Here is a 26,524-nt window from a genome sequence, read left to right as displayed (position 1 = left end):
CCCTTATACGTCGCTATCTATTTGAGCATCATTAAAGGTAGGCATATTATCTTCATTAAAAGGCAAAACCGCAAACGCCTGCTGTCGATACTGTGCCATACGCTGTCTATCTTCAATGCAAAAGTTGCTAATTGCCGGAACAAAACGCGGATCATAAATACGATGTATCGAGTGGGTCTTGGTCGGAATAAAGCCGCGAATGAGCTTGTGTTCCCCTTGAGTGCCAGGATCAAAATACATCAGTCCCTGCTCAATCGCAAACTCAAGCCCTTGGTAGTAGCACAACTCAAAGTGTAAGCTATCATAATCAGCAAGCGCGCCCCAATAGCGTCCGTACAACGTCGCATTGTCGCTGTCAGGATTGTCATATAAGAATAAGCTACAGGCGATAATGTCCTCATTATTACCATCAGCACTATCATAGGCGAGCGCGAGCATTAAATGCTCGGGCATACTCTGTGCCAATGCCATAAAAAAGTCTAGCGTCAAATAAGGCTGCTGCCCGCGCACTGCATAGGTCATCACGTAACAGTGATAAAAGGCCTTCCAGTCGCTATCAGTAATGTCATCACCGCATTTACGCACGCACCTGATATCTTGCGTAGCAACTTTACGGCGCTCGGCGCGAATAGTCTTGCGCTTTTTAGCTTTAAGGGTTGCTAGAAACCCTTCAAAGTCTACAAAAGGCTGCTCATCTTTGAGCAAATCTTTATTTTGCCACAAGAACTGACAGCCTTGACGCTCAAGGATTGGCATCTCTATTATCGCCGGCTCAGCATCTATCTCTTGAGCCATAAGTGCCAGCTCTACATCAGCGTCACTTGGCATAGCAGTGGTGGCAACGTTTGCAAGGTTTGGCGTGACAAACAGCCCATGCCAGCTCGACGCGCCTACTTGCCGCGCAATATCATCAACCCCTGCGATAGCGGTTTTTATAATATCGTCGGTTAAAGTTTCGCCCTCTGCCAACCACAGGCGCTGACCGGTAATAGGCGTATAGGGTACGCTCGTTACCAGCCGCGGGTAATAATCGACGCCGTAGCGCGCATAAGCCTCTGCCCACGCATAATCAAAAACGAACTCGCCGCGGTGATGACCCTTTATAAAGACAGGTAGCACCGCTACAGGATGAGAGATAGACTCTGTAGCTAAGTCTCCCATATCATTTACGACGCGATGCACCACTATAAATATCGGCAGCCACCCTGCTTGCTCACCGATAGCCCCTGTGTCCGTCAGCGCTTGCCAAAACGCAAAGGACATAAAGGGCGTGTCGGGCGTTTGCCATTTAGCATTATTCTGCCAGTCGGTATCATTTAGTAACGCGTACTCTAGATTCATAGGTCTCACAATCGTTGTTGTCGTTATGTGCTTGGCTTACTTATTTAAGTTTGCTTAGGTTTAAGTTTGCTTAGGATTAGTCGTGCGACAATTACAGTCATTAGCCTAGCAAATTTATACCTATTTGCTGTCACAATTTGCAAATATAGATATCACTTGATGATAAAAATTAGTCAAGCTTTATAATAGAAAACACCTAAGCTGCCAGTATTTGAATAGCTCAGCATGGTAAAAATAGAGTCAATATTAAGGTCAAATGTAGTGGATAGACGGCTTAAAATCGCTTGGCAAAGGTGATATTCAGCGCAATCGCTGTTAGAATATAAGGGGTGACAGCCTATAACTAAACCTGCATTCAAAAAATAGTATACCAAGTTCACTATTCAAGATTGACAACGTATCGAATATGCGGTGTTTTTCTTACAAATTACTGTCATCAGTTCACTTTTTGGGTGTTTAAATGCTATAGTCAAACTATCATTCTATCGAATGTAGATAACACCCTTTTACCTTTTATATTTGTCCTTATGCTCAACTGAATGAAAACATGATTGCTACTATTAATAGCTGATACACACTCTAAATTTAACTATAACCTAAAGGAATAGCATACTAAAATGTCAAAAATTATATATACAAAAACCGACGAAGCTCCAGCGCTAGCCACTTTATCTTTTTTGCCTATTGTTGAAGCCTTTACTAAAACTGCAGGCGTCGATGTTGAAACCAGCGACATCTCTGTAGCTGCACGTATCTTAGCAGAATTTCCTGATTACCTAACTGAGGAGCAGCGCGTTCCTAATAACTTAGCTAAGCTAGGTGAACTCACGCAAGATCCTAATGCCAATATTATTAAACTGCCTAATATCAGTGCCTCGGTACAGCAGCTCAAAGCCGCTATCAAAGAGCTACAGGCTAAAGGCTACGCGATACCTGATTTCCCTGATGATCCAGAGACCGAAGAAGAGTTAGAGCTACGCAAGCGCTATGGCAAAAGCCTAGGTAGCTCGGTCAACCCCGTCTTGCGCGAAGGTAACTCAGATCGCCGCGCACCAAAAGCGGTCAAAAACTACGCGCGCAAGCACCCGCACTCTATGGGCGAGTGGAAGCAGTGGTCACAGACTCATGTCTCACACATGCATGATGGCGATTTTTATGCTGGTGAGCAGTCGATGACTTTGGACAAAGCGCGCAGCGTCCGTATGGAGCGTGTCACTGATGATGGTACGGTCAATGTCTTCAAAACCGGTATCGCTTTACAAGACAAAGAAGTCATCGATCTGATGTTTATGAGTAAAGACTCCTTACTTGAGTTTTATGAGCGTGAGATGGAAGACTGCCGTGAAGCGGGTATCTTATTCTCATTGCATGTAAAAGCCACAATGATGAAAGTCTCTCACCCTATCGTCTTTGGTCATGCCGTCAGAACCTACTACAAAGACGCTTTTCAAAAGCACGGCGCGCTCTTTGAAGAGCTTGGCATCAACGTCAACAATGGTATGGCAAGTTTGTACGAAAAAATCAAAGAGCTACCCACCTCATTGCAAGAAGAGATTGAGCGTGATTTGCATGCCTGCCAAGTACATCGTCCGCGTCTTGCTATGGTTGACTCTAATAAAGGCATTACTAACTTTCACTCACCGAGTGATGTCATCGTTGACGCCTCTATGCCCGCAATGATTCGCTCAGGCGGCAAAATGTGGGGCGCTGATGGTAAATTGTATGATTGCAAAGCGGTGATGCCTGAGTCTACCTTTGCTCGTATTTATCAAGAGATGATCAATTTCTGTAAATGGCATGGCAACTTTGATCCAACCACGATGGGTACAGTACCAAACGTCGGTCTTATGGCACAAAAGGCAGAAGAATACGGCTCACACGACAAGACGTTTGAAGCCAGTGATTCGGGCATCGCTCGTATTGTTGACGAAGAGACGGATGAAGTATTAATGGAGCAGCGCGTTGAAAAAGGCGATATCTGGCGCATGTGTCAGACCAAAGATCTGCCTATTCAAGACTGGGTTAAGCTTGCTGTACGCCGCGCGCGTGAATCAGATACACCCGTTGTCTTTTGGTTAGACCCGTATCGCCCGCACGAGAATGAGCTGATCAAAAAAGTCAAAATGTACTTAAAGGATCACGATACTGACGGCCTGCATATTGAGATCATGTCACAGGTTCGTGCTATGCGTTATACCCTAGAGCGCGTTGCTCGCGGCCTTGATACAATATCTGCTACTGGTAATATCTTGCGTGATTACCTGACCGATCTATTCCCAATCTTGGAGCTGGGCACGAGTGCTAAGATGCTCTCGGTAGTACCGCTAATGAAAGGCGGCGGTTTGTTTGAAACGGGTGCTGGCGGTTCTGCACCTAAGCACGTACAGCAATTGGTTGAGGAAAATCATTTGCGTTGGGATTCGTTAGGTGAGTTCCTAGCATTAACTGAATCGCTTGAGCACTTGGCCAAAAACGATGACAACACTAAAGCGCAAATATTGGCAGAAACGCTTGATAAAGCGACTGAAAAACTGTTGTTAAATGATAAGTCGCCTTCACGCAAAACAGGTGAGCTTGACAACCGTGGTAGTCATTTTTACTTAGCAATGTACTGGGCTGAGGAACTCGCTGCGCAGGACAAAGATGGCGATCTCAAAGCTCAGTTCTCAAAACTTGCTAAAGAGTTGGAGAGCAACGAAGAGACTATCGTCAAAGAGCTAAATGATGCACAAGGTAAATCTGTCGATATCGATGGTTATTATCTAGCGGATGAAGCGCTCGCTGAGCAAGTCATGCGTCCAAGTCAAACCTTTAATGACGCTATAGCTTCGATATAGTATCCGATGCGTTTTTAGCATTATTTAAGTTAGATATGAGCACCTCAAAGACAATAAATCTTTGAGGTGTTTTTTTATTGTCTATAAATATTTGTACCATGCCGTGATAAAATCAGCCATAACTTTTATATATGGCACCCATTATGCCTACACTCGTTTTATTTAATAAACCCTACGGCGTCCAAAGCCAGTTTAGGGATGACGATAATAATAAATTTACGCCATTAGCAGAGTTCTTTGATGACAAATCCTTGCGCGTCGCTGGACGCTTGGACGCCACTAGCGAAGGTCTGCTGTTATTAACTGCTGATGGTAAGCTTAACAAGGCCATTACGCATCCACCAAAAGCCAATAGCGGACGCAAACAAGGCAAAACGTACCTGATACAAGTAGAGGGTATTCCGACTGCTGAGCAACTCACACAATTAGGCCGCGGCGTCATGCTCAAAGACGGCAAGACCTTACCTGCTAAAATCAAACACGTAAGCGTAGAGGATTTGCCTATCGCGCTATGGCCGCGTCATCCACCGATACGCGAGCGCAAAAGTGTCCCTGACTCGTGGCTGATACTCACTATCTTTGAGGGTAAAAATCGACAAGTACGGCGCATGACGGCCCATGTGGGCTTGCCTTGCTTGCGCCTGATTCGCTGGTCGGTCGCTGGATTTGAGCTCAAAGATTTAGCCGTTGGTGAGTCTGTGCATGTTAGCCTTAGCCGTGAGCAATGTCAGCAATTAGGCCTTTAAAGCTTTGTAGACAAAAAAGTGACCACATTTTTAACCTAGTGACTCGAAAGGGTAATGTTTGTCTGCTACTATTCTTAAGTCTTTATTCTTTCGCCATCTACTTGCCTTTGACAAGGATCCGTCATGTTTAACGCCCGTCTTCTTATGCCTATTTTTGCAGCTGTTTTTGCCGTTAGTGCGTGTCAACCCGTGGCCGAGACGACTAACGCTACAGCGCTAGAAGAGACGACAGTAGAGGATAAGATTGTCATCGAGCCGCAGCCGCCTGTCAGCGACAATGCTGATAGTACTGAGGTCTTAGCAGAAGGTGCAGGCGCACGTAGTGCTCATGGTATGACGAATGATTTAGAGGTGCCAAATGAGATAAAGACGAGCGCGAGATATCAAGACTACGCTAAAGCGATGACAGGTATGCATGATGAGATGCTAATAGGCATAGGTTATAACGATCCAGATACAGCCTTTGCCAAAAGTATGCTCGGTCATCATCGCGGTACGATCGATATGGCTAAGGTTGAGCTAAAATACGGTCAAAACCCCTTTATGCGCAAGGTGGCACAAGAGGTCATGACCGCGCAGCAAAGTGAGATCGATATTCTAAGAAAGTGGCTTGCCAGCCATCCTGATACGATCGAGTCAAAACCTGTGACCCAAGCGATGCAGCGCGCTTATGATGCGAGCGCCAAGACCATGCACGATGAGATGTCAGCGGCCATCACTGACCCTGACGCTGATATGGCCTTTGCACGTGCTATGCTCGCTCATCATATCGGTGCGGTAAAGCTAGCAAGAACACAATTAAAATACGGCGAGGATGACGAAATGCGAGCGCTGGCTAAAAACATTATCGACGCGCAGCAAAGCGAGATTGACGCCATACAAAATTGGATCGATAGTCAAACTATTATTGAAGAAGCCGATGACAGCGCTGAGTTAACCGAAAATGAGTCTGTAACGTAAAAACAGATACCGTTTAAATAAAACCCCGTACTAAAAACAGCTAGTATGGGGTTTTTTATGTTGATAGCGAAACGTTCTTTGAGCAAACAGCTTTATTCTACCTGATCCATAGCCCCAAGCCAGATTAGCGCTTTATCTGACTCTGACTGATTGCCATCAGTCGATGCCGAGCGCATAGTTATAAACTGTAGATCTACCTTGTGAGGGAATGGGCTTTGCTGGCTTATATCCTCAATACCCTGAGCGGCTTTAGGTAATACGTCAACGCGCATCAGCTCGTCACGGCGAAACAGATGACATTCAACATGATAATCAGCGTCTTTTAAGGTAGCTAGCTGCTTGCTATCGGCTTTGATACCATCGATGGCGACGATGACGTCGTGCGCTGATATTCCAGCAATAGCCGCCGCGCTACCGCGCTGTACGTGACTGACTTTAAGACCTGCTGGCGTGTCGGTGCAGCGCATGCCCCAAGGCACCTGTTTATCTGCTGTGTCTTTGTTATCAGGTTTTATAGTGATGCCATTTGCGCTCAGTAGCTCATCAAGTGGTAACTCTTCAACGCCATCGATATAGCGGCGCTCAAACGTCTCCCACTCATCTGCTGGCATGAACTCACCGATAACGCGGCCCATATCAGCGCTGGTGATTCCGATTCTCTTTTTATCGGACGCTTTTGCTTGCTCATAAAAAGACTTGATCACATCAAACAACCGATAGCGTCCATTGCTGTGCTCAAGCAAAGTCAAATCCAAGCACAAAGCGACCAGCGCGCCTTTATTGTAGTAGCTGATACCCGCGTTGCCTGTGTTCTCGTCACTACGATACAGCTTAATCCAAGCATCAAAACTAGATTCAGCAACGCTTTGATTGGCGCGGCCATGCGTTTGATAGTAGCGATTGATCTGTTCGGCGAGTAATTTAAGATAGCTGGCTTTGTCTATGACACCGGAGGCTTGTAGCATAAAATCATCAACATAGGAGGTAAAGCCTTCAAACACCCAAAGCAGCGGTGTAAAGGCCTCACGGCGCAAATCAACATCGAACATGACATCAGGCTGCACCGTCTTGACCCACCATGCATGAAAATACTCATGACTACACAAGCCTAAAAAGCGCTGATAGGCATTGCTGGGTATTTGGGGCTCATCGTGACTAGGCAAGTCACGGCGCGGCGTAATCAAACTGGTCGAATTAATATGTTCAAGACCACCATAATCTTGCCCGCTGGCATAAGTCATAAAGGTGTAATCGCTAAAGGGCGCGTCCCCTAGCCAGTCCATATAGCTCTGGCAAATTTGAGTCAGATCCTGCTGCAGCCGTCCTAAATGGGCACTATGTCTGCCTGATATATAAAAGCGGTGCGCAAGTGCTTGATGACGATGATCTTGTACGATAAACCCAAACTTATCCTGCTCAGCAATCTCAAACGGGTAATCGATCAGCTGATGATAGCTCTGTGCCTGCAACCCGTATATATGTTGGCTAACGCTCTCTGCTTCATTAACCAAAGAAGTCGCCTTAAGACCGCAGGCGATAATTACTTTGTTAGCGTCCTTGCCTGTCAAAAACGCATCAGGTACCACTAAGCTTACTTGTATCGCCGATGCCTCCTGCCCTTCAATCGCTAGCGCAAGAGAGGTTAAGTTGCCATACAGCCGCTGCTGATCGACATAAGCGGTGCGTACTGACAGATCGTAGCAATACACCTCATAGTGGACGCTCACCGTTTGTGCCGCCTCAACCTTAGGTAATTGCCAAGTATGCTTATCTGTCTTTTTTGCGCGTAGGCTGACTGAATCATCACCTTTATTTTGCGTATCCTTTAGCACTTGATAATGCACAGCGGTGATGTGACGGGCAAACTCACGCATTAAATAACTGCCTGGAATCCAAGCCGGCAGCCATAAGCTTGGCACATCGATGTCGCTTTGAAAAGTTAAGGTCACATCAACCAAATGCTCGTTAAAGCGAGCAAAGTCAAACTTGTAATGCACAGGATAAGCTTTGGGCGTTGTCATAGTCTATTCTTATAAAAAGGGATATGGTTATGGTAGAAGTCATTGCATCAAAACGCAACTGGCAAAATCGTCTTTGCACCGCTCACTGACAATATTGCATTTTTGCCCTTACTTTATGATACAAAAGGCTATGCTTAGCTTAGGGCGTGTTTGATAATTCACAAATACGCACTGACAGAGACTATTTTTTAGTCGCTGCTCTTAAATTAGAAGCAAGATAAAAATAGTAAGTTTAGTCATTCTAAGCGTCTACTTTTGTCAAAGAAGCGGCAAAAAAGAGTCCTGTCCTTTCAGGCTGATGCTAAAATTGCCCCCAGCTCTATATAAGCAGTGTGTTGCAAGTCTAGCTAAGGTCTAGACATTATCTTTAACTTGCGCCGTGTCTGGAACCATTTTAGCGATCAGCAGTGCCATGGTTGAATGTTCAATACGCCCTATTTATGCACTCTTTTTTATTTTTTACCTTGAAAGTTATTATGAGCATCTCAATTAAAGACACTAACTGCTACAGTTACTTTGATAAACTGATGATAACTGATTAATAGTTCGGCTTTTTGGCTGGCTAATTGGCTCTTTTAGGTTTATTACTACTTCAGATTTATGTTATTTGTATTAAAAAAGGATAATTTATGACTACTATCACAAAAGATACCGCCGTAAAGTTTAACTACACGCTAAAAGATGACGAAGGCAATATATTAGACCAGTCACAAGAAGGTCAGCCACTCGCTTACTTGCATGGTCATCAAAACATCATTCCAGGTTTAGAAAAACAATTAGAAGGCAAGTCTGCTGGCGAAAAAGTAAACGCTGTTGTAGAGCCTGCTGATGGCTACGGCGAATACCAAGACCAAGCGGTACAAAAAGTGCCTCGTGATAACTTTCAAGGCGTAGAAGACATTCAGCCAGGTATGCAGTTTCAATCACAAGCAGGCGAGCAAGTGATGCTCGTAACCGTAACTGATGTAACGGACGAAGAAGTTACTGTTGATGCCAACCATCCTTTGGCAGGCAAGCGTTTGACGTTTGATGTTGAGATTCAAGAAGTACGCGCGGCAACTGAAGATGAGCTAAACCATGGTCACGTCCACGGTGCAGGCGGCGTTGAGCATTAATTAGAGCGTAGAGCTATTGAGTGGTCTAACACACTACTATAGCAAGCTAAAAGCCAGTCACTCAAATTGAGCGACTGGCTTTTTTGTGTGCTAACATAATGAATCCTATATATGGTTGAATTACTATAAAACTGATATAGTGCTGCTGGGATGAATTTTGCGCAGCTTCTGTCAGCGTAGACACAGCAAGCAAGTAAAATTTATACCAGTAGCACTGGTAATATTTGCGTATCGATTTTATTTCACATTGACTATAGCTGGAATTTTTTTAAAGTTTTGTAGCAAAACCAGATGTCTAAACGTAACAAAACCGTATAACGACTAGCGTTACACGGCTCTCATTACTAACCATCCTTGTTAATACTAAAACCAACCTAATCCCGAAGTCAACTCTAGCTAGCGGGCATCTAGCCCTGTCATCCCTAATCAGCAAACCATCCCTGATACAATCACTGAATACCAATCCCTAGTACTACTCAATTGTGCTGTGGAACCATTATCGTAAAATTAGCCCTATAAGGTAAGACGCCAAAGACTCAATGTGTGTAAGCATATGCTTACACAGTGTTACACACCCCTACTAGCTGATTACATAGCTTGCTTATCTCTAGCAGATAACTTCTCTTTGGGACTGCTTAGAGTTTGTGGCTGGGCACTTAGCATTAAATAAGCGGCCTCAGTGATATATGCCTCACTCTCTGGTAGCTCAGGGCGCTCGTCCGCTTTCATTTGGCTTCGCTCTTCAAATTTGGCATCCATAGCGGCTTGATAGGTATTCCAATTAGCGTAAGGACGCTTACCTGTTGCGATAAGGCGTTTGTTTTCAGCTTCTAACGAGCGCTTTTCTATCAGCTGCATTTTAGCGCGGCGTTTGTTAATATCAATCTCGATCGGCTTTTTCTCATCTTCCATATTGCGAATATCATTGAGCGTTGATAGATAGACAAACTGCGGATTTTGCTCTTGACGGATTTTGGACTGCTGATTAAGCGTAGCTAGTGTATCAGAGGTGAACTTACCTTCAGGCTTATAAGCGGCCGTCTTTATAGTATCCCAAGGCAGCGCTTTTTTCTGCGCGCGCTCACCAAAAGTTGCATCATCATAGATATTGACCAGTTCTACATCTGGAACGACGCCTTTGTTTTGCGTACTACCACCTGTAATACGGTAAAACTTACGCTGAGTAAGAGTGGCTGAACCTAGAGCGAGGTTATCAAGTTGAATCTGTGCAGAGCCCTTACCAGTGGTTGTGCTCCCGACGACTAAACCGCGACCATAATCTTGAATAGCGGCAGCAAAAATCTCACTCGCTGAGGCTGAAGCCAGATTAGTAATCACTGCCATTTTGCCATCATAGAGTTGCTCACCGCCGTCATCATCACGGTAGACTTGGATATTGCCGCGATTATCACGAATTTGTACTAACGGACCGCCTTTGATGAACAATCCAAGCATTTTCGCCACTTCATCTAGTGAGCCGCCTGGATTATTGCGCAGATCGACCACTAGTCCGTCGATATTTTCTTCATTGAGCTCTTTGATTGCGCGCTCTGTATCTATACTGACACTACGATAGTCCTCACCATTACGGCGCGCACGATAATTTAGATAAAAACTTGGAATCTCAAGGACACCAATACGTTTAAGCGAGCCATCCTCAGGAGATTTGACTGCTACCACGCGCTGGCGTACGCCTGACTCTTCTTGCTGAATGATATCGCGTACTACTGTGACCGTACGCGCGCTAGCATCCGGAGTGTTGGGTTGGCGCAGCTTAAGCGTCACCGAAGTACCGCGTTTACCGCGAATAAGACCGACAACTTCGCGCGTTGACCAGCCGACCACATCCGTCATGTTCTTACCGTCTTTGGCGATCCCTATAATGAGATCGTTGGGTTTTATCTGACCTGTTTTTGCTGCAGGGCCTCCATCGACGAGAGTCACAATACGAGTATAATCTGGGTTTTTGCGATCAGGACGGATAGAGACGCCAATGCCCTCTAATTGCAAGCTTGACTGGATTTGTAGCTCAGTCGCTTGAATAGGCGCATAGTAATTGCTGTGCGGATCATAGGTTAGCATAGCAGTATTTAGAACGGTCTCCATTACCTCGTCATCTTTGAGGCGACCGAACTGTCCTTGCTGACGCGTTAAGCGGTTAAGTAGTATCTCGTTTGGCGTACGCTGATCGTTACGGACCAAATCCTGACCACGAGTGATATCTGGATTATCTAAAAATACTTTTTCTTTGGCTTTTTCATCTTCTTGGCCTAAAGTGATGCTAAGCAATTGAAACTTCAATTGGCGCGTCCAGTAGTCGCGCTGCTCTTTTTTGGTCTTAAAATGGCCGAGCTTTTCGCGATCTAGCACAATGGTCTCATCGCCTGTCAAATCGATATCGGTTTTGAGCATTCTTGTTGCCATCTCAAAGTACTCGTTTGAGCGTTTGCGGTAGCGCTCAAAGATATCAACGCCTGCTGATAAATCGCCGCGTTTGAGGCGAGTACCAAAGTCATCAGCATACTTTTTCTTAAACTCATCGACATCCGATTGTAAGAACAGGGTATGGTTTGGATCTAAGCTATCGATGTACATAGAGAGTATCTCATTGCCCATTTCAGCATTTAACGGCTGATTGAGATAATGGCTACGATCCAGCAAAGCGGCAACTTGACGGGTGGTGACTTTTTGTTCAGGGGTGGGCTCGAACCCTTGTGTCTCAGTATTAGCGACTGCAGTTCCATAACTTTGAGTGAGGATAATACCTGCGATGCCTACAGAAGCTGCACTTAATAACCATTGTGCGGGTTGTTTTTTCATCGTATCTACCTAGTAGTTTTAAATATAAGTTGTTTTAAATATAAGTTGTTTTAAATATAAGTTGTTTAATTCCAATGCAAGTACTATCTCTTTATGCTTGTACTCACTTTATTCTTGCACTTGCATAATATACGACTACAGCGCTACTGCTATGATGGTGACACTAACATGGCAACGATACTAACATGGCGATGATACTAGTATAGTAATAGCATCTAGTATAGCACTCGTATTTTATCTCTCATTTTGGATTAGCGGCTGATATAGCCTAATAGTGGCTTGTCCTGCTCAAACTTAGTACTTGATTAATAACTGAATAAAAATAGCATCTAACACTAGCACTGTATAGCCAAAATACAATAAATACTAGCACGCGCAACCTTTATCGACTGTCTCAAACTGTATAAATAATCTTACACTTAATTCCCTTTATGCTTTTAATTCTTATCTATTAGATATCTTATGTTCACGCTTGTTAGGTTGATGAGCGACCACCCTTATGTATAATGACTGACATAGTAGGCGAACGGTAGCATCAAGAGGTGTGTCAACTTGAATCACTAAGTACTCCTCTATCCTAGCCTTGTAAATGTAACTTAAAAAAGGATTCTGCCATGTACGGCGTGTTAATGATAGATATAGACAATACCGCGCTGACCGCAGAAGACGTCAGCTTGATCAAACAGGCACAAGTAGGCGGCATTATACTGTTTGCACGCAACGTGATCGATGCCGCCCAAGTGCGCGCGCTATGTGATGACATCCGCTATCACAATGCTGATATCCTAATCGGGGTCGATCAAGAAGGTGGCCGCGTAGCACGCCTGCGTGAAGGCTTCACTCCGCTACCTGCAATGGGCCTCCTCGGTGATTTATTCGATAAAGACCCAAATCTCGCCCTAAGCTGTGCTTACGATTGCGGCTACCTTATGGCAGCAGAAGTACTCGCCGTAGGTATCGATATGAGCTTTGCGCCTGTCCTCGATAGAGGCGGTATCAGTCAAGTGATAGGCGATCGTAGCTTTCATCATGAGCCGCAAGCGATTGTAGCTTTGTCTACGCAGTTTATGCGCGGAATGAAGGCCGCTGGCATGGCAACTACGGGCAAGCACTTTCCTGGTCATGGCGCGATCGCTCCTGACTCACACGTAGCGCAGGCCATTGATACGCGCAGTTTAGACGAGATTATGGCAAGCGATATGCAGCCTTTCGCCCAGACTTTGCCATGGTTAGATGCGGTGATGCCTGCTCATGTTATTTTCTCGCAAGTCGATGATAAGCCAGCAGGATTTTCAAAAATATGGCTTAAAGACATTTTGCGCAGTCAGCTCAAGTATGATGGGGTGATATTCTCTGATGATCTCTCTATGGCAGGTGCCAATTCTGTTGGTGATGTCAGCGCTCGCGTTAAAGCCGCCATCAATGCCGGCTGTGATATTGCCTTGGTATGTAATGATAGAATTGCTGCTCACGATGCTGCCAAAGCGGCGCAAGAGCTACCCTATCCCAATCAAAGTCGTATCAAAACCATGCGCGGACATATTCCAGTATGGCAAGATGACCTGCTCTCTACTTGTGAGCAATTTGACTACTGGCAACAGGCTCGGAATCATATCTTGAATACTTTTTTCATCAACGAAGATCTAAACACTAAGATTACAGCGGGGCAAAAGGATCCTACTGAGTATAAATAAAAGCAGACTACAATAACTACAACTACATGCAGAAGCAGAAACTCTACTCTTTTAAAGGTAGCCATACTCCAATAAAAAACCGCACTCTGATAAGTGCGGTTTTTTGGATAATCTATAATTGTATCGATAGATTAGTTCGTTGGATCAAGAACAGTACCTTGAGTGGGATCATCACCATCTGGTAGTAAGTCATCATTATTGTTATCTAATGGATTCAGATCTGGGTCTGGCATTGATGCGTTTACGCCGCGATCATCACCATCAACCGTTAGATCATCGTTGTTGCTATCTAGCGGGTTAAGATCTGGGTCAAGGTTGCCACTGTTGGTCGCCATGCCATTGTTACTTGCCATTGCAGATTGATCGTTGACTGTAAACTCAATACGGCGGTTACGGAAACGTCCCTGCTCAGTTGAGTTATCAGCGATAGGATCAGTTTCACCCATACCTTTTGTCGTAAGCTTACTTGCGTCAACGCCTTGAGAAACTAAGTACTCTTTGACTGATTCAGCGCGGTCACGTGATAGCTCCATATTGTAAGCATTAGAAGCTTGATTATCCGTATGACCTATAATAACCAATTCCATGTTTGGCACTTCGGTAACTATCTTGGCGGCGCGATCTAAGAACGGCTTGTTGACATCAGGGATAAACGCTTTGTCCAACTCAAAGTTGATGGTTTGTAGGCTCAAAGCACGAGCAACATCGCGTGGATCTGGATTGTCACCCAGTCTATCTATTGCCGCACCAGCAGCAACTAGGCTGTTGTCAATCTCGCCTTGCATATCTAGCGGACCTTCAGCTTCAACTGTCATTGACGGTGCTGCAGCTTGTAAATCAGATACTAGCTTGCTAAGTACATCAGCATCTGCTGAATTCACTACGATATTATCGCCTTTGATAATCATGCTAGCGTCTGGGACATCTTTGAAGATAGCCAAGATAGCAGCAAGATTGGCTGCAGCTGGCATATCTGTCGCAAAACTGTCATCGACATCAGCACGACACTTATCAGTTTCAGCGCCGAACGCATCATTAAGCGCGCCCATAACAGTGCTTTGTAGCGCTTCGTCACCGACATTCATACGGCAAGCGTATAAGGTGTTGCCTTCACCCATAGCAAGACGCAATGAGGCAGGCTCGACATCCATAGCAACTGCTGTTTGACCATCTGTCTGCGCTTGCTCTTCAGCAACAACAGGCGTCGCGACAGGTGCTGGGTCATCTTGGCAACCTCTGAGCAGTGCCCAAGCAAGTGCACCTAAAATAATTAAACCAATAATAGGCAATAACGCTTTCATAAAGCTGCCGTCTTTTTGCTCTTCTTCGCGTACTAGAGGCGCGGTCGTAGTCGTGTCAGAAATACGTGCGCCAGCAGGAGCGGCGGCTAACATACCAGCAGGTACCACAGCGCTTGCCCATGCTGGGATATGATGCTGATAGCTGGATAAATTATCATTCAAAAACTGGGGTACTGGCGTCGTTCCAGCAAGGCTTTTTATCTCATGATAGGCTAAAGGTGCAGCCATAGCGATTAAACCACGAGAAGCTGTTGCGTCAACGTTGTGCGCGCCTGCAAGCTCACGTGAAATACGGTCACGGTTCGCGCCATCTGTCCAAACGCGGTCGTAAAAACCTTGATCGTCACGAGCAATATTCTCGTTAGAGAAACGTCCGTAGGTTTCGTTATCAGCTAGGCGAGCGGCGAATATCGCATAAAACTGCTCAAGTAGGCCTTTTTTGGCTGGGCTATGATCATCTCCCAAAACTGCTGGGCTGACGGTTCGTGTTAAATGACTGATAATATCCATATTCTGTATCCCCTAATAGTTTGTGTAATCGTTCTAAATGTTCAAAATTTGCGAAAACTTATTCTGTCATTTTAAATTAACAAAACAAAAGATTATGTTTCGCTTTATAAGAGTGAATGTAACAAGTAGTAGCAAATAAAAATAAAGAATGTGTCTGTTACTCATTATTGAGTTCAAATACTTAGCTATAGCTACTTATTGATTTACTTCAGTATTGTCCTAGTATAATCACTAAGTGGTTACTCACAACAAAGGTGATGTTGTACAAATGCAACATTAGGTAATGTTAGGAGAGTTACGCGTAACTAAAAACCTATTAGTGTAATCGACGTTAACGTATATTAAGGATTGCCAGATAGAGTCTGCTGAACACTTTAAATAACGGCGTAAGTAAGAAGTCACTTTTAATTTTTTAATATCAAACAAATAGGGATATTAATATATTGCCAAATAAGCTTATACAAATATTTAAAGGAATCATGCAAGTTACTACTAAGTTAATGACTGCTAAGCTAGTCACTGTATAACTACTACCACTATATAACCACTACCACTACCACTATATGACTATTACACCGCTACATAGTTATTATCAGTTCGCTCTTACTGGATCTACTCTGATTTCTTTACTTGCCATCTCCTCTAATTCAGATAAAGAAATAGGTCCTGATGGAACGGGCGTGCTATTTGTATTTTGATTATTGTTCCTATATTGATTTGGCGTATCAGGTATGACTCTATCGCCTGTTTCATCATCTGTAGCCTGATAGTTGTTTGTAGTGTTGTTTGCATTGCCGACATCGTTATTATTTAGGTTACTTATAGTCTCGTTGCCGCTATCAACAGGATTATTCATAGTTATACTATTATCAGTAGTTACATCATTATCAGTAGTTAGATTGTCAGGTAGTGGTATAGGCGCAGCGCGCTCTATCGGCATGGCAGGTACTAAAATACGCATGTCATCGACCAGCTGTTGCAGCAACAGACCATCAGGCGCTTCTAGTACGATGCGCTCATTTTGTAGTTGCAAGCGTGCAAAAGGGGTAGCTCTGAGCAAAGTTAGGATATCAGGTAGCGTCTCTATGGACATATTGGGCAAGCTTGCAGCGATTTCTTTGGCTACAGTGATCTCACAAATACTAGCTTGCTCACCAAAGCTCACGTTAAGCGCTTGCATAAACGCACTTTGCAAACTGGTATCACCGACTTTTGCACTACAAGTGTAAAGATTGCCACTATTATCCACGCCCACACTCATCGAAACAGGTGTCAAAGGCACAACGACTGGCGGCGTTACAGGCGCTGCAACCGTAGGCGGTGCTGCAGTGGTTTCAACTGGTTTAGGCTTTGTCACTAACGCCCATGCCAACCCCATTCCTGCTAATACGGCTAAGGCAAACAGCAACCAGGATGTCTTACGCATGCCTTTATTGTGGTTACGAGCGCGCGTTACTCTAAAAGGCTTAACCTCGTTATTATTAGCCTCGTTATTATCTGCATAGTTATATGCATAGTTATCTGCATGGTGCTGGGAGGGATTTGCATGAATGGCATCGGTATCAGATAGCTTCTCTTGCTCAATGATTTCTTTCTCAAGGCTTTGTGTATTTAAGATGTGAGCGTCACCTGCCGTCGTTTTATCTGAATTTGTAATAATAGCTGACGTCAGTGAACCCTCGATATGCGTACGTTGTGCAATAACAGATGCTGACCACGCTGGAAGATATTGACGTAAAATGGGTTGCTGATGTTGTAAAAAGGCGGGCAAATACTCACCCTTTGCACTGTCCTTTAGGGCTTGATAAGCGAGGGGTGTGGCATTGATAAGCAGTTGCGTAGTCACTATCTCATTGATATGGTGCGCTGCGGACAACTCTTTAATGATGACTTGACGATCATCAGGGTCTTGCCATAGTTGCTCAAATAGTGAGTGATGAATGGTGTCAAAACTGTCTGAACGCGCCTTATCATCGCGCTGCACTTGTGATGATGACAACCGCGTCGCTAAAATTGCATAGAACTGCTCAAGTAAGCTTAGCTTAGCAGCATCTACAGTATCTGCTAACACTAGGCTGCTAACGGTTTGTTCTAAGTGTTCAATGATATTCATAAAATGCAGCTTTCCTCTGCTTGATTAAAGGTTTTAATGGCTCAATTCTACGTTTTTTATGCCAAGTATCACTGTCAACAGGAGTCGTTACGCTCGCAATACGAAGCCTTACTCATCATCACTTACTGATAGTTTAATTGCTTTATATTGGAGTCTACATATTCTGCTTTTCTCGATCAAAACGCTTGAGACTTAGAGCGTATCGTACTTGGAACGCGTCGTACTTTGAGCGCGTAGTATAATAGGCTTGCCCTAAGGATGACCTTTTTGTTTAATCATACTACACTTATTATTATCGTTACGGTTATTATCAGTCTGCTAGCTTGGCAAAATAAAGCTCTGTTTAATCGTCTGATATTCTATCCGCCAGCAGTAGAACAAGGTCAATGGGATCGATTTGTGACTCACGGCTTTATTCACGCCGATAGCATGCATCTGCTGTTTAACATGTTTACCTTATATTTCTTTGGTCGCGCCATCGAAGGGCTTTATGAGCCATATCTATGGGGCTTTGGGTTTATTGTGTTTTACCTTTTGGCTATCATTGTGGCGATGATTCCAAGTTATCTCAAAAACAAAAACAATGCCAGCTACCTAAGCCTTGGAGCTTCTGGGGGCGTATCAGCAGTACTCTTTGCCTTTATACTGCTCGCGCCTTGGGATACGCTGTATCTATTCGCTGTTGTACCGATTCCTGCGATATTATTCGCTATCGCATACGTCGCTTATAGCATCTATGCCGATAAAAAAGGCGACTCTAATATTAACCATATGGCGCATTTATGGGGCGGCGCGTTTGGCGTGATAGCCACAATAATACTAGAGCCACAGGTTATACCGCACTTTATTAGAGAGCTACTCTCGCCTATCCTTTAATCTACTGACTCGGAATTTGATCACAATTTATGATTATAGATATTATCGGTGACATTCATGGCTATGCAGACAAACTAATAGGACTACTGACGCAATTAGATTATCAGCATAATGGTCAGTATTTTGTGCCGCCCAAAGGCCACCGAGCGCTGTTTATCGGTGATTTAATCGATCGTGGCCCGCAGCAAATCAAGACGCTTGAGATTGTCTTTGCGATGCTCGACGCAGGCGTTGCTGATGCCGTGATGGGCAATCATGAATACAATGCTTTAGCGTTTGCCACTTTAGATCCTGAGCATCCAGAGCACTATTTACGCGTGCACAATGAGATACATACCCGCCAGCACAAGGCGTTTTTAGATGAAGTGACCTTTGGCTCGGAGCTGCATACCTATTGGCTTAAGCGCTTTTACGAGATTCCATTGTGGCTTGAGACCGACTATGCCTGTTTTGTGCATGCCTGCTGGGATGTCGATAGTATGGCAATGCTAAAGCCACTGCTAACCGATGACAATCGCTTAACCTTAAAGGCGCTTATTCACACCTCACAAAAACATACGCCGTTATTTGAGGCCTTAGAGCGCGTGCTCAAAGGGGTGGAGACGCCGCTGCCTGAGGGTATTGTGATGGTGGATAAAGAAGGTACGACGCGTACGCGAGTACGAGTAAGGTGGTGGCTTGATGATCTCAATGATCGCCCTATCCACGATATTGCACGCGCGCCTGCCTCAGCGATAGCGCAGATTCCTTATGATACTAAGCCTGAGCCTATAGACTTTACGCTCAAAACGACTAAACCTATATTTGTGGGTCACTACTGGCTAACAGGCACGCCTGCGCCGCTCAGTCCGCAGGTCGTTTGCACGGATTATTCAGCAGCGGTTGATAGTGGATATTTGACCAGTTATCAGCTGGACACTGACCACCCATTACCACTTAGCCCCAATAACTTTGTGCAGTACCTAAATACGTAGACCTTCTACGACTACCAAGCCAAGCTATGCGATGAGTTTTGCTAAGATGAGGCAATCTTGTCTTTACGGCACTAGCAAAACTTTTGTATGATGGTCGTTTTGAGGATATCGCCTTATGAGCACCGATCATGCAACTGACCAAAACAAGGCTATCGCCTCCCCAGCAGGTCAGCCCAAAGTAGGTATTATCATGGGCTCGCAGTCTGATTGGCCGACAATGAGCGCAGCAGCCCAGTTATTAGCAGATTTCGGTATTGCGTTTGAATGCGAGGTGGTCTCGGCTCATCGTACGCCTGATAGACTATTTGAGTATGCCAAAGGCGCTAAAGACAATGGCCTGCAAGTCATCATCGCTGGTGCTGGAGGGGCGGCGCACCTGCCAGGTATGTGCGCCAGTCAAACGCCGCTTCCTGTCTTTGGCGTCCCTGTAAAGTCCTCGATACTTAGCGGTTGGGATAGTTTGCTCTCTATCGTCCAGATGCCAAAAGGCGTCGCGGTTGGTACGCTAGCTATCGGTAGTGCTGGCGCTTATAATGCTGCACTGCTGGCGATTCAGGTGTTGGCATTGCATGACGAGTTGATTGCTAATAAATTGCAACATTTGCGTCAAACGCAAACCGATACCATTCTTGCCAGCCCTATTCCTGGTATTATCAATCAATAAAATGACCAACTTAGCTTGGTCATCATTTAGCTCAATAATAAAAGGTGCCTTTCGTGCACCTTTTCCTATTTTGCTATACTACCAAAACCATATCCTTTTTGATGACGCAAAAGAGCCTGCTATGACAACAGATAATGCTTACCCTGCAACCCAAACCATTGGTACGATAGGTATTTTAGGAGGCGGTCAGCTCGGCATGATGCTGGCAGAGGCTGCCATGCCGCTCGGTTATCGCTGCGTGTTTTTAGAGGACAATGCGCAGTGTCCAGCCAGTCTTTATGGACGCGTCTATAGCAGTGAGCAGTTAGAGGATTTTATAGCGGCAGCGGACGTGTTTACCCTAGAGTTTGAAAACACGCCAACATCGACCGTTGAACGTCTAGCAAGTCTTGCCAAGTCAGGACAAAAACAGGGCATGTATCCACCGCCTATTGCTCTTGATGTGGCACAAGATCGCCTAAAAGAAAAGCAGATGTTTAATGATTTGGCTATTGCGACCGTCCCCTTTGTCGCCGTGAGTACCCAAGCCGAGCTTGCACAGGCTTGTAAGGCTTTGGGTCTACCTATCGTACTCAAAACCAGTCGCGGCGGCTACGATGGCAAAGGTCAGTTTGTGATCAAAACCGATGACGATATACCAGCGGCGTGGCACGCGCTCAAAGATGCGGTCAGTGGTCAAGGTAGCCTGACGCCAACCCCCGCCTCGCTGATCGCTGAGGGCTTTATCCACTTTAGTCGTGAGCTCTCTATCATCGCCACACGTGGCACAGAGGGTAATGTGCGCTGTTATGATTTGGTCGAAAACCATCATCATCAAGGGATTTTAGCTAAAACTCAAGCACCTGCGGTCGGTACCAGCCATTTATTCAAGCAAGCAAAAGATGCTATTACCACTGTGATGAATCATCTTAATTACGTGGGTACTATGGCGCTTGAGTTGTTTGTGACTAAAGACGCGCGCGGTCATGATTATCTGCTCGCCAATGAGATCGCGCCGCGTGTACATAACTCTGGGCACTGGAGTATTGAGGGCGCAATCACCAGTCAGTTTGAGAACCATATACGCGCAGTAGTTGGCCTGCCTTTGGGTGATACAGACAATATCCACCCCGCCATTATGCTCAATGTCCTCGGTCAGTATCCAGATATCAGCGAGGTACTCAAAATAGACGGCGCTCATTATCACAGCTATCATAAAGAGGAGCGCGAAGATCGCAAGATCGCTCATATTACCTTGATGCCAAATGACGTCGCTAACCTTGAGACAAGCTTGAGCGCACTGATAAGCGTTTTACCTAATAAAGTTGGTTTGGATAAAAAACACTCAGACACCAAAACAGAGTCCGATCAGTTAGATATCGAAGCCGAGGCTAAAGTCGACGAAAAAGTAGAAGACTTAGATCAAAGCGCAAGTACCGCTGACAAAGAAGACAAGGCTAATAACTAATGCAAATCTGGATTGACGCTGACTCAGTGCCACTTATTGCCAAAGAGTTAATTATCAAAACCGCAGAGCGTACGCAAACCATGGCTATCTTCGTCGCCAACCACCCCATCAAGCTACGCAAGTCACCGCTATTGATCATGACCGTTGTACCGCATGGGTTTGATAAAGCTGATGATTACATTGTCGAAAAAATACAGGCAGGCGATTTGGCGATTACCAGCGATATTCCTTTGGCTAATGATATCTTGGATAAAGGCGGCATGGTGCTGACTACGCGCGGCGTCATTTATGATAAAAACAATATCAAGCAAAAACTCAACATGCGTGATTTTATGGATACTATGCGCGGTACCGGCGTGCTCGAATTACAAGAGATGAGTGGACAAAAGCCGTACGGCGATCGTGATAAAAAAGCCTTTGCCGACGGTCTTAACAAACTAGTGCGTTAGACATTTTAAAAGAATAAATTCAACCGCTATACCTACTCTCCTTGCAAACGGTATACACGCTATAACCAAACACTATGTAATCGGCACGCATCATAACGATGTATGCCGATTTTTTTGTTATCTTAGATGCATATTTTAAATAACTCTTAAAAAAACAACTCTCAAAGATAGGAGTCCATATGAAAATTTTAGTCATAGGTGCCAGTGGCCGCGTCGGTAGTGATTTGGTTGAACAATTATTAAATGATAGTCATCAAGTCATCGGTACGACCAGACAAGATGAAAAATTATTCGATAACGACAACTACAGTCAGTTAGATTTAGACATTACAGCTCATAAAGACGACATTCAAAAACAAATCGATAAAGATATCGATGCGGTTTATTTTGTCGCAGGATCTGGTGGCAAAAATGTATTAGAAGTAGATTTGCACGGCGCAGTGAAAACTATGCAAGCGACGCAAGATAATGGCATTAAACGCTATATCATGCTCAGTACCGTATTTTCATTAGATACTAGTAAATGGAACAATCCTGGTATCAAAGATCTAAAAGACTACTATATTTGCAAGCATTACGCAGACCAGTGGCTTGTCCATGACAGCACCCTTGACTACACTATTGTGCAAGCAGGCGCGCTTAAAGAGCGAGAAGCTACGGGAACTATTGCTGTCAATGATGATAGTGCAGGTGAGAACTCAATCAAGGATGTAGCGAGCACTTTAGCGGCGGTATTGAGTGCTGATAACACCATCAAACAAGTCTTTAGTATGCAAAACGGCGAGACGGCTATCAAAGAAGCTATTGCCAAAATATAATCTTAACTCTTTTGTTCAAAAAAAGCGGACTGTCCTTGGATAGTCCGCTTTTTTATGCTCATAAAGCACTGACTCAATGCTTAAGCTTGGTCGCTTGGAAAACTAATGACGTCTGATAGTTGAGCTGCGCCTACTAATACCATGAGTAAACGATCGACACCGAGCGCAATCCCGCTACAAGTCGGCAGCTCATCACAAGCAGCGAGTAGGCGCTCATCGATAGGCATTAGTGGCAGGTTATGATGACGGCGCAATTGATTGTCTTGCTCAAAACGTGCTCTTAATGCCTGCCCGTCAGCCAATTCATCATAAGCATTGGCAATCTCGATACCATTAATATACAGCTCAAAACGTTTGGCAATCTGATTGCCGTCTTTATCGAGAGCGGTTTTGGCGAGCGCCGCTGTCGCTGGTGGATACTCAATAATTAACGTTGGCAACTCATAACCCAAGTTTGGCTCGACGGCGTGGCTAAAGAGCAAATCTAGCCACCCTTGGCGGATATTATCCTCACTTTGCTGTGAGCTGTCGCCATCACCTTCAAGACCAGATACACTCAGACCCTTGTCCTCAGCTACGGCTTGTAGCGCCGAGATACTAGCCGTCAGTGGATGAATACCCACAAAGTCCATAAACGCATCGACATAACGATAGTGATTCATCACTACAGGATAACCATAGAGCACCTCTAACATCTGCCCAAGCTCATCAGCCAAATCAGCCAAAGTATAATTCGGCTGATACCATTCAAGCATGGTGAATTCTATGTTGTGCCGCGAGCCAATCTCATTATCGCGAAAGACCGTGCATATCTGATAAATAGGTACGCGCCAGCTGGCAAGCAGACGCTTCATCGCAAATTCAGGCGAGGTATGTAAATAATAAGTGCGCAGCTGATCTTGATAGGTTACCCCAGCACCTACCGATTGCAAAAAGGTATCCGTGTTGCCCGCTTGCGATAATAGTGGCGTCTGTACTTCTAATACCTGACGCATGGCAAAAAACTGCCTGATGTCAGCGAGCATTTGCGCGCGCTTTTGTGCCATTGCTAGCGTCATCGTTGGTGCATAGCTAGATGCATCAAGCCTATGGTTAGGTGAGCTCATAAGTATTTTCTGTAATGAACTATTATAAGTTGACTCATATCAAGCCTGCCATTCACGGCGCAAATGATAATCGCGTCTGAGCTTGTCAAAGTCAGCTCCCTCTACTCGCCCATCGGTAGCCTTTTCTCTTAACGCGCTATCGTCTTGCTTAATATCATAAAACTTGCCTAAAAGATTAGGATTGTCTTTGAGCTCAGACCACAAGAACATATTAACGGGCAGCAGCTTATTCATCGATTGCGTAGGTAGCACTCCTAGCTTGTCGCAGAGCGCATCATAAATCATTTGTGTACCGCGCAGCTTACCCTCTAGGGTATACCCTGCGATATGCGGAGTGGCGATAGCGAGCTTAGATAATAGACTCTCAGACACTTGCGGCTCATGCTCAAACACATCGAGCACCATTTGTCTACCTGTACGTTCGATATCCGCTACGAGCGCCGCTTCATCGATAACAGGCCCGCGCGCACTATTGATAAGTAGCGTATCTGCTGGGATTTTTGCCAAAGCAGCACTATCGATAAGATGAAGCGTTGGATAATCACTACTATGGTCAGCAACGTTGTCAGCGTTATGTCTATACGTCAACGGCACATGCAAACTTATCACATCGCTTTGACTTAATACCTGCTCAAAGCTTGCATTGTTGACCGTTGATACCGGTAATAGCGGATCATACCCGAGTACTTGCCAGCCCAGGTCAGTTGCGTACTGCGCTAGTGTACTACCGATATTACCCAGTCCGATGATGCCAAGCGTCATAGGCTTCATTGCCTTGATAGACTGTGACCAATACTGCGGACGTAGCGTCAAAATAGCCGTCAGCACATATTGCGCGACTGAATGCTTGCTACATCCCGCTGCATTGGAAAAGGTGATATTGCGCGATTTTAAATAGTGCTGGTCGACATGATCGGTGCCGATAGTGGCTGAGCCGACAAAATGGACGCTACTGTTATCTTTAAGTAGTGCTTTATTGACTTGAGTCACTGAGCGTATGAGCAGCACTTGAGGCTGTAGCTGCTCTAGCAATTGCGCTGTAATATCACGCCCTGCTACAGTCACGATAGTGATCTGATCGCTCTCTTGACCTAAATTGGCAGCGGTAAAAAACTCATTGAGACTGGCAATGTTGCTATCAGCAACGATAGTAATAGAATTATTCATAGAATTAGTATGTCGTTATTAAAGTATTGTGCTGTCAGCATCAAATCGGTTTATTGCTTTCACTCACCGCTGTTTTGTCGGCAGATACAAGCGGTTCATCATCGTCTAGTGGTACTTTTTTGGGCGCGAACACTTCATTTTTATGATTAGATATCCATTCACGCCAGACGGCAAGACCGATCGCAAGTACCACAGGTCCGATAAATAGACCGACAAAGCCAAAAGCCGTCAAGCCGCCGAGCACCCCAATAAAGATAATAATAAAGGGTATCTTGGTCGCGCCACTAATGACAATAGGACGAATCAAATTATCTACCCAGCTGATGACCAAAGTACCCCAAAGCGCTAAACCAATGCCTTCAGCGGTATAACCTTGACTGAGTAGCCAAATCGATACTCCGCCCCAAACAAAGGGCGTGCCAAAGGGAATGAGCGCAATAATAAAAGTCACTATCGTCAATAAAATAGGACTTGGCGCACTAGCGAAATAATAACCAACGCCAGCTAGCAAAGCTTGCGCGAGCGCCGTTAGACCAATGCCATATACCACAGCGCGCGTGGTTGTCCCTACCGAGTCGATATAGCCGTCGATACGATTGCCAATGATATTGCGCAGCGCTTGACGAATTTGACGAATTAAGTTGGTACCATCACGGTAAAAGAAAAACAGCGTCATCAGTGCCATACCCAATTTGGCAAGACTGCTGAGCATCACATCAAGAGCGATTTTGCCATAATACAGATGCGACTGCGCCCAGACTCGAAAAGCCTCAAGCGCACCCTCTGGATTTTTGTTAATGCGCCACAGCATGTCTTTAATCTGTTGACCTATAATCGGTAAATCCTTGATAGATTCAGGCACATCTAAGTAACCTGCTCTAATGCGATAAATGATGTTGCTAATTAAACTTATAGCCTCTTGCTGCAATATAAACAGACCAAAAACAAGAGGAATACCTATGATAAGTGTAATACTAACCGTCATCACCCCAGCACTAACGCCAGAGCTAAAACGTACTTTTTCGTTAAAAAACTGATAAACAGGGAAAGTCACATAAGCCAAAATCGCCGCCCACAACGCAGGCACGATAAAGAACTGTACCACCTGAAAGCATAAGATAAACAGCACAACCAGCAAAGTGATCGCAAGTAAGCGCTGAATAATAAACTCTTTTGTCCAGTGTTCAATCATGGCAATGTGACCAAAATCAGTTAGCAAAGTTTTGCTGTAAACTTGCTATAAAATAGTAACTATACAAATACAGCTTATAGGCAAAAGCTATAAGCTGTATTTGATGACGATATAAGACTGTTGGTATCAGATAAGTTTGACATCGGCTTAAGTCAAAAACCGCATCAGTCAATAGTTATCATTATGCATTAGAATATAACGAATATATAATACTGTGTTGTAACTTTTACTTACAACTGTGCGTCTAAGGCTCAAATGAAAGGCTCAAGTGAGTCGCAGCTTCATTGAGTACATTTGTCTTTATGAGCGCTTTTATCATAGCACTTGACTCAGCTGACGTCGCTGCTAAATCACTGGTGCGTTCTATGAGCGC

The 26,524-nt window shown here is 44.8% G+C and carries 19 protein-coding genes; 11 read left to right on the top strand and 8 right to left on the bottom strand.

What is annotated here, in order from left to right:
- Positions 1-3: 3 nt before the first annotated feature.
- Positions 4-1,341 (bottom strand): GNAT family N-acetyltransferase, encoded by a 1,338-nt coding sequence (locus ACR64J_RS01790; protein WP_435950210.1) that lies wholly within the window; start codon positions 1,339-1,341, stop codon positions 4-6.
- A gap of 617 nt (positions 1,342-1,958) precedes the next feature.
- Between ACR64J_RS01790 and ACR64J_RS01785 the strand changes: the two genes are divergently transcribed.
- From ACR64J_RS01785 to copM, 3 genes are all read left to right on the top strand, one after another.
- Positions 1,959-4,178: an NADP-dependent isocitrate dehydrogenase gene (locus ACR64J_RS01785; RefSeq protein WP_317200768.1), complete on the top strand. Its 2,220-nt coding sequence runs from the start codon at positions 1,959-1,961 to the stop codon at positions 4,176-4,178.
- A 143-nt stretch (positions 4,179-4,321) separates the two neighbouring features.
- Positions 4,322-4,924: a pseudouridine synthase gene (locus ACR64J_RS01780; RefSeq protein ID WP_435950209.1), complete on the top strand. Its 603-nt coding sequence runs from the start codon at positions 4,322-4,324 to the stop codon at positions 4,922-4,924.
- A gap of 123 nt (positions 4,925-5,047) precedes the next feature.
- Positions 5,048-5,884, top strand: coding sequence for a CopM family metallochaperone (gene copM, locus ACR64J_RS01775; protein WP_435950208.1), 837 nt, complete (start codon positions 5,048-5,050; stop codon positions 5,882-5,884).
- Positions 5,885-5,976: 92 nt separating this feature from the next.
- Here copM and ACR64J_RS01770 read toward each other — a convergent pair whose 3' ends face one another.
- Positions 5,977-7,905, bottom strand: a complete 1,929-nt coding sequence (locus tag ACR64J_RS01770; RefSeq protein WP_435950207.1) for a M61 family metallopeptidase — start codon at positions 7,903-7,905, stop codon at positions 5,977-5,979.
- A gap of 629 nt (positions 7,906-8,534) precedes the next feature.
- Between ACR64J_RS01770 and ACR64J_RS01765 the strand changes: the two genes are divergently transcribed.
- Positions 8,535-9,020: a peptidylprolyl isomerase gene (locus tag ACR64J_RS01765; RefSeq protein ID WP_317200764.1), complete on the top strand. Its 486-nt coding sequence runs from the start codon at positions 8,535-8,537 to the stop codon at positions 9,018-9,020.
- Between the two features lie 588 nt (positions 9,021-9,608).
- Here the strand turns inward: ACR64J_RS01765 and ACR64J_RS01760 are convergent.
- A complete protein-coding gene (locus ACR64J_RS01760) occupies positions 9,609-11,840 on the bottom strand; it encodes a carboxy terminal-processing peptidase (RefSeq protein WP_435950206.1) in 2,232 nt (743 codons plus the stop codon).
- Between the two features lie 614 nt (positions 11,841-12,454).
- Here ACR64J_RS01760 and nagZ point away from each other — a divergent pair.
- Positions 12,455-13,534, top strand: a complete 1,080-nt coding sequence (gene nagZ / locus ACR64J_RS01755; protein ID WP_435950205.1) for a beta-N-acetylhexosaminidase — start codon at positions 12,455-12,457, stop codon at positions 13,532-13,534.
- A gap of 131 nt (positions 13,535-13,665) precedes the next feature.
- Here the strand turns inward: nagZ and ACR64J_RS01750 are convergent, their stop codons facing one another.
- A complete protein-coding gene (locus ACR64J_RS01750) occupies positions 13,666-15,345 on the bottom strand; it encodes an OmpA family protein (protein ID WP_435950204.1) in 1,680 nt (559 codons plus the stop codon).
- A gap of 592 nt (positions 15,346-15,937) precedes the next feature.
- Entirely contained in the window at positions 15,938-17,458 is a 1,521-nt protein-coding gene (locus tag ACR64J_RS01745; protein ID WP_435950203.1) for a hypothetical protein, read from the bottom strand.
- Positions 17,459-17,716: 258 nt separating this feature from the next.
- On the opposite strand from ACR64J_RS01745, the gene ACR64J_RS01740 reads away from it, so the two are divergent.
- The 6 genes from ACR64J_RS01740 to ACR64J_RS01715 all read left to right on the top strand — a co-directional run bounded on the left by ACR64J_RS01740 (position 17,717) and on the right by ACR64J_RS01715 (position 22,686).
- Entirely contained in the window at positions 17,717-18,334 is a 618-nt protein-coding gene (locus ACR64J_RS01740; protein WP_435950202.1) for a rhomboid family intramembrane serine protease, read from the top strand.
- A 29-nt stretch (positions 18,335-18,363) separates the two neighbouring features.
- Entirely contained in the window at positions 18,364-19,308 is a 945-nt protein-coding gene (locus ACR64J_RS01735) for a metallophosphoesterase (protein ID WP_435950201.1), read from the top strand.
- Between the two features lie 115 nt (positions 19,309-19,423).
- Positions 19,424-19,972: a 5-(carboxyamino)imidazole ribonucleotide mutase gene (gene purE, locus ACR64J_RS01730; RefSeq protein ID WP_435950200.1), complete on the top strand. Its 549-nt coding sequence runs from the start codon at positions 19,424-19,426 to the stop codon at positions 19,970-19,972.
- A 121-nt stretch (positions 19,973-20,093) separates the two neighbouring features.
- The gene (locus tag ACR64J_RS01725) at positions 20,094-21,419 is read left to right on the top strand and encodes a 5-(carboxyamino)imidazole ribonucleotide synthase (RefSeq protein ID WP_435950199.1); all 1,326 of its coding nucleotides are present in this window, start codon (positions 20,094-20,096) and stop codon (positions 21,417-21,419) included.
- Complete coding sequence (locus ACR64J_RS01720; RefSeq protein WP_435950198.1) at positions 21,419-21,868, top strand: YaiI/YqxD family protein; 450 nt, start codon at positions 21,419-21,421, stop codon at positions 21,866-21,868. The genes ACR64J_RS01725 and ACR64J_RS01720 overlap by 1 nt, the downstream gene beginning before the upstream one ends.
- A gap of 179 nt (positions 21,869-22,047) precedes the next feature.
- A complete protein-coding gene (locus ACR64J_RS01715) occupies positions 22,048-22,686 on the top strand; it encodes an NAD(P)H-binding protein (RefSeq protein ID WP_435950197.1) in 639 nt (212 codons plus the stop codon).
- 80 nt (positions 22,687-22,766) lie between these two features.
- Here ACR64J_RS01715 and epmA read toward each other — a convergent pair whose 3' ends face one another.
- The 3 genes from epmA to ACR64J_RS01700 are packed head-to-tail and all read right to left on the bottom strand — an operon-like array spanning position 22,767 to position 26,151.
- Entirely contained in the window at positions 22,767-23,792 is a 1,026-nt protein-coding gene (epmA, locus tag ACR64J_RS01710) for an EF-P lysine aminoacylase EpmA (protein WP_435950196.1), read from the bottom strand.
- A 39-nt stretch (positions 23,793-23,831) separates the two neighbouring features.
- Positions 23,832-24,959 (bottom strand): 4-phosphoerythronate dehydrogenase, encoded by a 1,128-nt coding sequence (locus ACR64J_RS01705; protein WP_435950195.1) that lies wholly within the window; start codon positions 24,957-24,959, stop codon positions 23,832-23,834.
- A 40-nt stretch (positions 24,960-24,999) separates the two neighbouring features.
- A complete protein-coding gene (locus ACR64J_RS01700; RefSeq protein WP_317200774.1) occupies positions 25,000-26,151 on the bottom strand; it encodes an AI-2E family transporter in 1,152 nt (383 codons plus the stop codon).
- Between the last annotated feature and the right edge of the window lie 373 nt (positions 26,152-26,524).

It is taken from the genome of Psychrobacter sp. DM8 (assembly GCF_051307025.1).
Taxonomy (GTDB): domain Bacteria; phylum Pseudomonadota; class Gammaproteobacteria; order Pseudomonadales; family Moraxellaceae; genus Psychrobacter.
This window is presented reverse-complemented; position numbering and strand designations above follow the sequence as displayed.